This window comes from Microbulbifer celer (assembly GCF_020991125.1).
Taxonomy (GTDB): Bacteria; Pseudomonadota; Gammaproteobacteria; order Pseudomonadales; family Cellvibrionaceae; genus Microbulbifer; species Microbulbifer celer.
In genome coordinates, this window is record NZ_CP087715.1 from 957501 (window position 1) to 970068 (window position 12568).

At 56.0% G+C, this 12568-nt stretch carries 7 protein-coding genes, 1 tRNA gene and 2 rRNA genes; 6 read left to right on the forward strand and 4 right to left on the reverse strand.

Annotated features, from left to right (window positions below):
- Positions 1-162: 162 nt before the first annotated feature.
- Positions 163-3044, forward strand: a 23S ribosomal RNA gene (locus LPW13_RS03785).
- A 234-nt stretch (positions 3045-3278) separates the two neighbouring features.
- A 5S ribosomal RNA gene (rrf, locus tag LPW13_RS03790) occupies positions 3279-3394 on the forward strand.
- Between the two features lie 333 nt (positions 3395-3727).
- Here the strand turns inward: rrf and LPW13_RS03795 are convergent.
- Positions 3728-3814: transfer RNA gene (locus LPW13_RS03795), tRNA-Leu, on the reverse strand.
- A 138-nt stretch (positions 3815-3952) separates the two neighbouring features.
- Between LPW13_RS03795 and queA the strand changes: the two genes are divergently transcribed.
- The 4 genes from queA (at position 3953) to secF (ending at position 9227) form a co-directional block, all read left to right on the forward strand.
- On the forward strand, positions 3953-5008 hold the full coding sequence (gene queA, locus LPW13_RS03800) for a tRNA preQ1(34) S-adenosylmethionine ribosyltransferase-isomerase QueA (protein ID WP_230438111.1): 1056 nt from the start codon (positions 3953-3955) through the stop codon (positions 5006-5008).
- A 49-nt stretch (positions 5009-5057) separates the two neighbouring features.
- Positions 5058-6173, forward strand: coding sequence for a tRNA guanosine(34) transglycosylase Tgt (gene tgt, locus LPW13_RS03805; protein WP_452308113.1), 1116 nt, complete (start codon positions 5058-5060; stop codon positions 6171-6173).
- 173 nt (positions 6174-6346) lie between these two features.
- The gene (secD, locus tag LPW13_RS03810) at positions 6347-8215 is read left to right on the forward strand and encodes a protein translocase subunit SecD (RefSeq protein ID WP_230438113.1); all 1869 of its coding nucleotides are present in this window, start codon (positions 6347-6349) and stop codon (positions 8213-8215) included.
- Positions 8216-8225: 10 nt separating this feature from the next.
- Entirely contained in the window at positions 8226-9227 is a 1002-nt protein-coding gene (gene secF / locus LPW13_RS03815) for a protein translocase subunit SecF (RefSeq protein WP_230438114.1), read from the forward strand.
- 241 nt (positions 9228-9468) lie between these two features.
- On the opposite strand, the gene LPW13_RS03820 is transcribed toward secF, so the two are convergent.
- The 3 genes from LPW13_RS03820 to rnt form a co-directional block, all read right to left on the reverse strand.
- Positions 9469-9669, reverse strand: a complete 201-nt coding sequence (locus LPW13_RS03820; RefSeq protein WP_230438115.1) for a hypothetical protein — start codon at positions 9667-9669, stop codon at positions 9469-9471.
- Positions 9670-9818: 149 nt separating this feature from the next.
- Positions 9819-11729: an extracellular catalytic domain type 1 short-chain-length polyhydroxyalkanoate depolymerase gene (locus LPW13_RS03825; RefSeq protein WP_230438116.1), complete on the reverse strand. Its 1911-nt coding sequence runs from the start codon at positions 11727-11729 to the stop codon at positions 9819-9821.
- A 96-nt stretch (positions 11730-11825) separates the two neighbouring features.
- Positions 11826-12527, reverse strand: a complete 702-nt coding sequence (gene rnt / locus LPW13_RS03830) for a ribonuclease T (protein WP_230438117.1) — start codon at positions 12525-12527, stop codon at positions 11826-11828.
- Positions 12528-12568: the final 41 nt, after the last annotated feature.

The following is a 12568-nucleotide window of genomic DNA, read 5'->3' on the forward strand; positions in this document are numbered from 1 at the left end:
GGTAAAACAATTTGTAGTAATACACTGCAAGGCGAGGTTGAGTACTAACAATACTCAACATCAATAGAAATGTGTGTCTCTCAAGCACACAATCCGGCGTCCGATCCGGTGATTTTATCGAGATTGGATGTAATAAGTCGTTAGTAGTCGTTTGTGTTGTATGGTCAAGCGACTAAGCGTATACGGTGGATGCCTTGGCAGCTGGAGGCGATGAAGGACGTAGGAGCCTGCGATAAGCCCTGGGGAGTCGGCACACAGACTTTGATCCAGGGATTTCCGAATGGGGAAACCCACCTTTTTTAAGGTATCACATAGTGAATACATAGCTATGTGAGGCGAACCCGGGGAACTGAAACATCTAAGTACCCGGAGGAAAAGAAATCAACCGAGATTCCCTGAGTAGCGGCGAGCGAAAGGGGATTAGCCCTTAAGCTCTTTTTGTCTTAGTGGAAGGATCTGGAAAGTTCCGCGATACAGGGTGATAGCCCCGTACACGAAAAGGCATTTAGAGTGAAATCGAGTAGGTCGGGACACGTGTTATCTTGACTGAACATGGGGGGACCATCCTCCAAGGCTAAATACTCCCAGCTGACCGATAGTGAACCAGTACCGTGAGGGAAAGGCGAAAAGAACCCCGGAGAGGGGAGTGAAATAGAACCTGAAACCGTATACGTACAAGCAGTAGGAGCCCTTCGGGGTGACTGCGTACCTTTTGTATAATGGGTCAGCGACTTATTGTCTGTAGCAAGGTTAACCGCATAGGGGAGCCGTAGAGAAATCGAGTCTTAATAGGGCGTTCAGTTGCAGGCAATAGACCCGAAACCCGGCGATCTATCCATGGGCAGGTTGAAGATTGAGTAACATCAATTGGAGGACCGAACTCACTAATGTTGAAAAATTAGGAGATGACCTGTGGATCGGAGTGAAAGGCTAATCAAGCCGGGAGATAGCTGGTTCTCCTCGAAAGCTATTTAGGTAGCGCCTCGCGTCTCACCCACGGGGGTAGAGCACTGTTTGGGCTAGGGGGTCATCCCGACTTACCAACCCCATGCAAACTCCGAATACCGTGGAGTGCAATCGCGGGAGACACACGGCGGGTGCTAACGTCCGTCGTGGAAAGGGAAACAACCCAGACCGCCAGCTAAGGTCCCAAATATCAGTTAAGTGGGAAACGATGTGGGAAGGCCCAGACAGCTAGGAAGTTGGCTTAGAAGCAGCCATCTTTTAAAGAAAGCGTAATAGCTCACTAGTCGAGTCGGCCCGCGCGGAAGATATACCGGGGCTCAAACTGATAACCGAAGCTGCGGATGCAACTTTGTTGCATGGTAGAGGAGCGTTGTGTAAGCCGCTGAAGGTGAACTGTGAAGTTTGCTGGAGGTATCACAAGTGCGAATGCTGACATGAGTAACGATAAGGGGGGTGAAAAACCTCCCCGCCGGAAGACCAAGGGTTCCTGTCCAACGCTAATCGGGACAGGGTTAGTCGGCCCCTAAGGCGAGGGCGAAGGCCGTAGTCGATGGGAAACAGGTTAACATTCCTGTACTTGCAATTGCTGCGATGGAGTGACGGAGAAGGCTAGGCCAGCACGGCGATTGGTTGTCCGTGTTTAAGGTAGTAGGCTGGGGACTTAGGCAAATCCGGGTCCCTAAGGCCGAGAGCTGATGACGAAGCCTACTTTGTAGGTGAAGTGGTTGATGCCATGCTTCCAGGAAAAACTTCTAAGCTTCAGGCAATTGCGAACCGTACTCTAAACCGACACAGGTGGTCAGGTAGAGAATACCAAGGCGCTTGAGAGAACTCTGGTGAAGGAACTAGGCAAAATGGTACCGTAACTTCGGGAGAAGGTACGCCGGTTTTGGTGATGGGACTTGCTCCCTAAGCTGAGACCGGTCGAAGTGACCAGGTGGCTGCGACTGTTTATTAAAAACATAGTACTGTGCAAACACGTAAGTGGACGTATACGGTATGACGCCTGCCCGGTGCCGGAAGGTTAATTGATGGGGTTAGCTTAGGCGAAGCTCTTGATCGAAGCCCCGGTAAACGGCGGCCGTAACTATAACGGTCCTAAGGTAGCGAAATTCCTTGTCGGGTAAGTTCCGACCTGCACGAATGGCGTAACGATGGCCACGCTGTCTCCACCAGAGACTCAGTGAAATTGAAATCGCTGTTAAGATGCAGTGTACCCGCGGCTAGACGGAAAGACCCCGTGAACCTTTACTACAGCTTTGCACTGAACTTTGAGCCTACTTGTGTAGGATAGGTGGGAGGCTTTGAAGCTGTGACGCCAGTTGCAGTGGAGCCATCCTTGAAATACCACCCTGGTATGTTTGAGGTTCTAACCCAGTTCCCTTATCGGGATCGGGGACAGTGTATGGTGGGTAGTTTGACTGGGGCGGTCTCCTCCCAAAGAGTAACGGAGGAGTACGAAGGTGCACTCAGCATGGTCGGAAATCATGCAATGAGCATAATGGTATAAGTGCGCTTGACTGCGAGTCAGACATGACGAGCAGGTACGAAAGTAGGTCATAGTGATCCGGCGATTCTGAATGGAAGGGTCGTCGCTCAACGGATAAAAGGTACTCCGGGGATAACAGGCTGATACCGCCCAAGAGTTCACATCGACGGCGGTGTTTGGCACCTCGATGTCGGCTCATCACATCCTGGGGCTGAAGCCGGTCCCAAGGGTATGGCTGTTCGCCATTTAAAGTGGTACGCGAGCTGGGTTTAGAACGTCGTGAGACAGTTCGGTCCCTATCTGCCGTGGGCGTTGGAGATTTGAGAAGAGTTGCTCCTAGTACGAGAGGACCGGAGTGAACGAACCTCTGGTGTTCGGGTTGTCACGCCAGTGGCATTGCCCGGTAGCTATGTTCGGACGGGATAACCGCTGAAAGCATCTAAGCGGGAAGCCTCCTTCAAGATGAGATCTCCCTGGAACCTCGAGTTCCCTAAAGGGCCCTGGAAGACTACCAGGTTGATAGGCTGGGTGTGGAAGCGTTGTGAGGCGTTGAGCTAACCAGTACTAATTGCCCGTGCGGCTTGACCATACAACAGAGATGGTTACTGACGATTATCTAGCAAGGCTGGATTGGATTGTGAGCGTTAAGGCGCAAGCAACGAGAGACATACAGAGTTCTTGCGGTGTATTACTACAGATTGTTTTACCGAATTATTTGGGGTTACCGTTGATCGAAAGATCGTGCAAACGGCGGTAACACGGCAGCGCAGGGCCCTTGATATCAAGAGCAGCCCATAAGACCAAGCCAACCCAAGCCAGTTTGCCTGACGACCATAGAACTGTGGAACCACCTGATCCCTTGCCGAACTCAGAAGTGAAACGCAGTATCGCCGATGGTAGTGTGGTGATTCGCCATGTGAGAGTAGGTCATCGTCAGGCTTCTATCCCGAAAGGCCGTACAGGAAACTGTACGGCCTTTTTTCTTTTACGCCTGCCGATGACCTATTTTTCGCTGCGTGAAAAGGTCATGGTGACTCGGGCCTGCGGCCCTCACCCTTCGGGCTGCCCGCGGCAGTCCAAACGACGTTGCCGTTTGTCAGGCTTTAATTCAAAGGCCCAGTCGCTAACGCGGCTGGGCCTTTTTCTTGTTTGAAAAAAGCCACCTTAGATTCGTGCACTGGGATGTCGGGTAATCTTGCGCTTACAAACCACTGCTGCAAATAATACCCACAAAAAAGCCCTGGTCGCTCGCGCGACCAGGGCTTTACTGTTTGGTACCAGAGGCCGGACTCGAACCGGCACACCCGTTAAGGCGGGGGATTTTGAATCCCCTGTGTCTACCAATTTCACCACTCTGGCAGAGAGGAGCTGGCACGTTTGCCAACCTCAATTGAGGGGACGATTATAGTCATGGGCGGGTCCGGGTCAACCAGATTTGGCGCTGTGGCCGGTTTCCGTTACTCTTCGCGCCGACCAATAGCTGTATAGAATCTACTCATGCGCCGCCAGGATTTTTATTTCGACTTACCCGATGAACTGATCGCCCGCTCGCCAGCCAAAGAGCGTCGCGGAAGCCGCTTGTTGTGCCTGAATGGTAGTGACGGTGGGTTGTCCCATCGCCAGTTTGTGGATCTGCCCTCATTGCTCTCTCCCGGCGACCTATTGGTGTTCAATGACACCCGGGTGATTCCAGCGCGCCTGTTCGGGCGCAAGGAGAGTGGGGGTAAACTGGAAATACTGGTGGAGCGGGTACTGGATGACCGGAGCGTGCTGGCGCACGTACGTTCCAGCAAGTCGCCCAAGCCGGGCACCGGGATTCTGCTGGAAGATGACACGCAGCTCGAGATGCTGGCGCGTCACGATGCACTGTTTGAACTGGGTTTTCCTGAGGAAGGGGTATTTTCCGTTCTTGAGCGCCTGGGGCATATGCCCTTGCCGCCGTATATTGATCGCCCCGATGACGAAACGGATAAAGAGCGCTACCAGACGGTATACAACCGCAATGCCGGTGCAGTGGCCGCCCCCACTGCCGGGCTTCACTTTGATGATGAGATGCTCGAGACCCTGCGTGCCAAGGGCATCGAAACGGCGTTTGTCACGCTACATGTGGGAGCGGGCACCTTCCAGCCGGTGCGCGTGGATGACGTGCATACCCACAAAATGCACAGTGAAGTGCTGCATGTCCCCGAAAGCGTGTGTCAGGCCGTTGCCGCCTGCCGCGCACGCGGCGGCAAAGTGATCGCGGTGGGCACTACCAGTGTGCGCGCTTTGGAAAGTGCAGCGGCTGACGGTGCTCTGAAGCCCACCACCGGTGAAACGGATATCTTTATTTTTCCCGGCTACCAGTTCCGGGTCGTCGACCGTCTGATCACCAATTTTCACCTGCCGGAATCTACCCTGTTGATGCTGGTCAGTGCCTTTGCGGGCTATCGCAATACCATGAAGGCCTATGAGGCTGCGGTAGCAGAGCGCTATCGCTTCTTCAGCTATGGTGACGCGATGCTGATTGAGCGCAAAGACAATGTGGATCCATCCGAAGTCGGCTCGCTCTGAGCCCAGTTTGTAACCAAAGAGGAGAGCCGTCTTGAGCCGACAGTGTTTCATGACATTTGAAGTGGATACCACCGATGGTAAGGCGCGCCGCGGGCGTCTGCGTTTCCCGCGGGGTGCCGTGGAGACCCCCGCATTCATGCCGGTGGGAACCTATGGCACCGTCAAGGGGATGTTGCCGCGGGATGTGGAAGATATCGATGCCCACATCATCCTCGGCAATACGTTTCACCTGATGTTGCGCCCGGGAACCGAAGTGATCAAAGCCCACGGCGATCTGCACGACTTTATGCAGTGGCAGGGCCCGATTCTGACGGACTCCGGCGGTTTTCAGGTGTTCAGCCTGGGTAAAATGCGCAAGATCACCGAGGACGGTGTGTCTTTCAAATCGCCGGTGGATGGCAGCCCGGTATTTATGGGGCCCGAGGAGTCCATGGCGGTCCAGAAGGACCTGGGCTCGGATGTGGTGATGATATTTGACGAATGCACGCCTTATCCCGCAACCCCGGATGAGGCCCGCAAGTCCATGGAGCTTTCCCTGCGCTGGGCCAAACGCTCCAAGGATGCCCACGGTGACAATCCCGCCGCACTGTTTGGCATCGTCCAGGGTGGGATGTACCCGGAGCTGCGGGATGTTTCCCTCGCCGGGCTGACGGATATCGGCTTTGACGGTTACGCCATCGGGGGATTGTCAGTGGGGGAGCCCAAGGACGAGATGATCAAGGTGCTCGACCACCTGGCCTACCAGATGCCCGCAGACAAGCCCCGTTACCTGATGGGTGTGGGTAAACCGGAGGATCTGGTGGAGGGGGTGCGCCGTGGCGTGGACATGTTTGATTGCGTGATGCCTACCCGCAACGCGCGCAATGGCCATCTGTTCACCTTCGCCGGGGTGGTCAAGATCCGTAATGCCAGCCACCGTCACGATACACGGCCGCTGGAGGAGGATTGCGACTGCTATACCTGTCGGCACTTTTCCCGAAGCTACCTGCATCACCTGGACAAATGCGGCGAAATTCTGGGCTCGCAGCTGAACACCATCCACAACCTGCGACACTACCAGCGGGTGATGCAGCGCCTGCGGGACGGGATTGCCGAAGGCCGCCTGGAAGCGGTGGTTGCCGAGTTCTACGCCGGGTTGGGGCGGGAAGTACCCGAGTTGAGATAGGCGTCAGTGGCACGCATTTGTGCCCACTGCCCATCCCCGTATAATCAGCCCCCACTCAGGGGCTGTCCCCGAACCGGCCTACGGTCTTGCAATCGGCGGCCCAAGCCCGCATATCTGCGGTTATCGCTATAAACGAGCACCAGGAATGGTGCCAGTCCAACAATGAGAACAGCATGAATCGCTATCCCATCTGGAAATATCTCCTGATCCTGATTATCGCCGGTCTGGGGCTGCTCTACGCGGCGCCCAACCTCTATCCGCCCGATCCCGCTGTGCAGATCTCAGGTCAGTCCAGTGCGCTCAAGATTGATCAGAACGTATTGAACCAAGCGGAAAAGGCGCTGGATGATGCGGATATCGCCCATTTTGGCGGCGAAGTTCAGGATAAATCCGTTCTGCTGCGACTGAAGTCTATCGAAGAGCAGCTGCCGGCGAAGCGTGCGATTCAGGAAGCGCTGGGCCACGGTGACTACGTCGTGGCGCTCAACCTGGCGCCGACCACGCCGGAATGGCTGATGAACATGGGCGCGAGCCCGATGAAGCTTGGCCTTGACCTGGCCGGCGGTGTGCACTTTCTGATGGAGGTGGATACCAACACCATCGTAAAGACCAATATGGAAGGCTACGTCTCTGACGTGAAATCCAAGCTGCGCGCGGCAAAAGCCCGCTATCGCAGTGTGGATCTGGTCGATGACCGGGAGATTGTTGCCCGTTTCCGCACCGGGGAGCTTCAGAGCCTGGCAATGCGCACATTGCGCAAGGAATTCCCGACCCTGCAACTGCGCGAAGCGGGCAGTGGCAATAATCTTGAGGTGCGCGCGACGCTGCAAGAGCAGGAAATCAAGCAACTCGAAGACTACGCCGTTACCCAGAACCTCACCACGCTGCGCAACCGTGTAAATGAGCTGGGTGTTGCCGAGCCCATTGTCCAGCGTCAGGGGCGCAACCGTATCGTGGTTGAACTGCCCGGTGTGCAGGACACCGCGGAAGCGAAGCGCATCATCGGTAAAACCGCAAACCTGGAATACCGCATGGAAGCCAAGCCGGATGCGCTGGTGACCAATAAAGAGTATTTCGAATATCGCAACGAACGCGAGCGCGCTGCTTACGGTGGTGCCTGGCTCGAGCGCGACATCATCATCAAGGGCGATCGGGTGACCGATGCCCGCGTCGGTTATGACGAGAGCGGTTTCCCGCAGGTGAATATCACCCTCGATTCTCGCGGTGGCGAAATGATGCACCGTGCGACCTGGAAGAACGTGGGGCGCCGCATGGGGACCCTGTTTATCGAGAGCCGTTTCATCCCGGAAACAACGGTCGATGAAGAGGGTAATGAGATTACTGTACAGCGCCGTACAGATGACAAGAAAATTATCAGCCTGGCCACGGTACAGAGTCCGCTGGGCAGGCAGTTCCGCACCACCGGCCTGGACAGCCCGGCCGAGGCCCAGGAGCTCGCGCTGCTACTGCGGGCCGGCGCGCTGGCGGCACCGATGTATTTTGTGGAAGAGCGGGTGATCGGCCCGTCTCTGGGAGCAGACAACATCAAGGTCGGTGTGACCTCGGTGCAGATCGGTTTGCTGGCAGTGGTGCTGTGTATGCTGATCTTCTACCGCGTATTCGGCCTTGCCGCGAACATCGCCCTGGCAGTCAACCTGGTACTGCTGGTGGCGGTGATGTCGATTCTCGGTGCCACGCTGACTCTGCCAGGTATTGCGGGTATGGTACTAACCATCGGTATGGCGGTGGATGCCAACGTGCTGATCTTCTCGCGAATACGGGAGGAGTTGCGCAATGGGATGCCGCCGCAGTCCGCGATCAATGCCGGTTTTGATAACGCCTACAGTGCGATTGTGGACGCCAACCTCACCACCCTGATTGTTGCTGTCATTCTGTACGCGATCGGTTCCGGCCCGGTGCAGGGCTTTGCCGTGACCCTGTCGATCGGCATCCTTACTTCCATGTTCAGTGCGATCATGGGTACGCGGGCACTGATCAATTTGTTCTACGGCGGTCGCCGTGTCGAGAAACTGTGGATTTAAGGGGACGGTGATGACTAATACCAAAGAAGAAAACGGCAAGATCACCGAATACATGGGTAAGCGTGTGTATGATTTCATGCGCTGGCGCAAGGTGGCAGCGGCGGTATCTGCGGCGCTGGTGATCGCGTCTATTATTGCCCTTACCATGAATGGTCTGAAGCTGGGACTCGACTTTACCGGCGGTACCCAGATTGAAGTGGGTTACGAAAACGCCCCCCGAATTGAGGACGTACGTTCCCAGCTGGAAGACGCCGGCTTTGCCGGCGCGGCCGTGGTGCGGTTTGGATCTGACAGCGAGCTGCTGATCAAATTGCCGCCGGATGTTGCCGCGGAGCAGACGCAGCAGAATGCCCGGGATGCGGAAGCGACCCAATCCATTGGCGATAACGTGGTGGCGGCCTTGCGCCAGCATACGGATGGCCGTATCGACCTGCGTCGGGTGGAAATGGTTGGCCCGCAGATCGGCGAAGAGTTACGCGATGATGGCGGCCTGGGAATGCTGTTTGCCCTGATCGTGGTGATGGCCTACGTGGCATTGCGCTTCCAGTACAAGTTTGCCGTGGGCGCTGTAGTAGCCTTGATTCACGATGTGATTATCGTACTGGGCTTTTTTGCCATTTTGCGACTGGATTTCGATCTTACCGTTCTGGCTGCGGTGCTGGCGGTCATCGGCTACTCAATCAACGACACCATCGTAGTGTTTGACCGGGTGCGGGAGAATTTCCGCAAGGTGCGTCAGGCTGAGCCGGCGGAGATCATCAATATCTCCATGAGCCAGACCTTGAGCCGTACCTTTATGACCTCTTTTACCACCTTACTGGTATTGTGGGCCCTGCAGTTTTTTGGTGGTGAGCTGATTCACAACTTCTCACTCGCTCTTATCGTGGGTGTGATAATCGGTACATTCTCTTCTGTGTATGTTGCGGCCAATATCCTGATGGCCATGCACATCTCCAAAGAAGATCTGATGCCGCCGGTCAAGGAAGGTGCAGAACTGGATGATATGCCCTGAGGTGTAGAGTCGGTTGATACAGAACGTGAAAAGGGCGGATCTTTCCGCCCTTTTTGCTATCTGATTTTTGCAATCTACAAGGTGCGGCTTTGGTACTGGTAATGTCGAGGGGCGTGCGCGAAATACAGGCGTAGGTAAACCACCGAGATTCAGGGTCGGAAAGTTGGGAGCTTCTCAAGGAGCTATCAATACAGCTTGCGCCTTGGGGGAAATACAGTTGGTGCTGACGAGGTGGGGCGTATCAGCTGCGGGGTTTTTTACCGAGAGTGATATGTTTGGGACCTGAGGTATTGGTCTGCCCACTGACACCTTTGGGGATCTGCTGGATCTCACCACCGCCTGAAAGGAAGGCCTGAACCTGCGATTCAATGGATTCGCGGGATTCCAGAGGGGTGTTCGAGTCCTTGCCGCGCTTCGATGCGCCGGAAGCTTTCTTAGCCACAATATTATCCAGGTTTCTATAGGGAAGGCGTATCATATCCTGTTTTGTATAAAAAATCACCCGCTGCTGTTTCGACGTGTACTTTTGGCCTAGTGGGGCTGCCATAGAACCGGTGTTCACACCGCTGTCAGCCCCGGGGGCGGATATTTTCAGGGGCAGCTTCCGACCGACCAGTTCTGTCCGTCAGCACTGCTCAGGGTGTTGAGGCCCCAGGTAGACCCCTGCATTGGCTCATCGGTCCCTTGTGCGAAATAGTCCGGAGCCATCGGGTTACCGGTGCTGTACGCCCGTCCGGCGGTCTTGTGGTAGTAGTTATAAGCAGATTGCTCGGTGCAATCGCCCTCGCCACCACCGCTGCTGCCACCACTACTGCTTCCACCGCTGCTGCCAGAACACGCCACCGTCGGACCTGTGCAGGACCTGTCGTCATCCTGCCACTGGCACTGACCGCCGCCTGCTGGAAGCTCGTCGAGACGGAACGCAGCAGTGCTGTATTCCAGATAGCAGTTGGCGTAATTGGTGTAATCCAGGCGTCCATCGGCGATATGGGTGTCCAGCGTTGCGGTTACACCGGCATCCACCTCGAAGCCAACGGTTGTGCTACTCGAGAGATCTGTCAGGTCCGTCGCGGTTACGGTGGCGCTGCCGTTGCCTCCGGGCAGGTTGCACTGTTCTGCGGAAAAGCTGGTGCCCGCAACAGAGGCCGTCACAGTGCTATTGTTGAAGGCCACTTCGACGGTATCCAGGTTCTGGTTTTCATCCACTACAGAGCCGGAAATGGTAACGCACTGCGCGGCGACGTTAGCGGTGACTTCGCTCAGTACCGGTGCACTGGCGGGTGGTTCCGGCCCCACACGGACTGTCTGTGAGAAAGGTTCTCCGCTTGCACCTGCATTGTCGGTGGCGGCGACCGTCACCAGATAGAGATCATCGGCCAGTGCCGGGCTGGTCAGGGAAAAAAAATCAGTGGCGTCGGTGCCTCCGCTCACCGAACTGCTGGTGTCGCCGTCAAATGTGGCTTCTACAACTTGTACCGAGCCTTCCTGGTCTGTGGCGGTGCCGCTTACCAGAATCTGATTGCCACTGGTGGAAAGAGAGATATCGCTCAGCACCGGCCCCTGATTGCGATCAACACGCCGATTGTTTTCGCTGAAATACTGGCCGAGATAACTGGCGTAATTGATGCCGGCACCACTGATATAGCTGCCGTTGGCACCCTGTCCGCCGGACCAGGAGTGGTCGACGCCATTGAGCCAGAGCATGGACACACGGCCGTCTTCCCACAGGGTTTCACTGGCGGTGCGGCTGCCATCGCTGTATGTGTTGCTGCCCGGCAATTGGTTGACGCCGTAGACCCCGGCCATGCCCTCGGCATTCTGCGTGTTGTAACAGTCGTCTACCGTCGTATCGCTCGTACCGTGGGCAATGGAAGAGATCTGGGTATCAAAATGGCTGGCGTAACTGCCTGCGTAGCTGTTGCAGCGACTGGTGACATTGGCGGTTTCGCAGCTGCCGATGGCGCCGCTGGAGCTGGTGCCGATGCTGGGGCCCGCACTGATCCCCATACCAGCAAACACATCTGGCGCGATACAGGCGGTGGTGTTGGCAAATGAAGCACCGGAGGACAATCCCGCGATATAGACCTGGTCGGGATCGATGTCGCGGGCGGCATCTCCGCTCATGGCATTGGCCAGGTTGATCAGGTTCTTGTAGTCACCAGAGGTGCGCGATTTGGTGCCCTGCCAGTAGGACCAGCAGCTGAAACCGGCTTTATTCATGGCGTCCGGCACTGCCACCACCATGCCGAATTTTTCAGCGGCCTGCTCCAGGTTGGCGCTCAGGTAGGCGTCGATGGACTGGGTGCAGCCATGGAGTACTATCAGTAGAGATTTGCCATCGCCGATGGGGGAAGCCGTGTCAGGTGTGTAGACATGCACTTTGTTGAAGCCGCCGATGGACACGTTCTGCTGCCAGCTGCCTGCGTCTGCAACATTGGCACTGCATATCAAGGAGAGTCCCAGGCCTGCGCTCTGGAGGATGTGTTGTTTTCTGTTTGTCATCGCTTTCACCGTTATTTTTATTGGAAGCACCCCAGACTAGCCAGGGCAGCTCACGGTGAATATGCGACCAAGGTTGGAGAGCGCAGAAGGCTGCGCTTATTCACTCTTGGGGGATTCGGAGTCCACTGTTGATTCAGGATTGTCGGCTTCTGGTGGCAGGGGTGGCCAGCCGCCGAGAGCCTTCCAGCGGTTGACGATGCCGCAGAACAGTTCTGCAGTTTTGGATGCATCGTAGTCTGCGGCGTGGGCGCTGCTGTTATCGAAGGGGATACCCGCAACCTGACAGGCCTTGGCCAGTACCGTCTGTCCGTAGGCCAGCCCGGAGAGGGTGGCGGTATCAAAGCAGGAAAACGGGTGGAAAGGGTTGCGCTTGATACCGCAGCGCTCGACCGCCGCATTGATAAAGCCCAGATCAAAGTGCGCGTTGTGCGCCACCATCACCGCACGGGTGCAGCTGTGGTGTTTGATGGCCTTGCGAATGGCACGGAACATTTCCGGTAGCGCAATCTCTTCCGGCAGTGCATCGCGGTCGGGGGATTCCAGGTCGATACCGATAAAGTCCAGTGCCGACTGCTCGATGTTCGCGCCGTCGAATGGCTCGATATGGAAGCTGTGGACCGACTCCGGGTACAGGTCCCCATCGTCGTTCATATTGAGGATCACGGCGGACACTTCCAGCAGGGCGTCAGTGCGCGCATTGAAACCGCCACTTTCCAGATCCAGCACCACCGGCAGGAAGCCGCGAAAACGTTGCGCCAGAGCACTCTTGGGGCCGTTGGGTTCTTCTGCTGGAGTCACGGAGTTTCCTGAATTGCTGTTGGTCGATGGGTCTTTTTGTA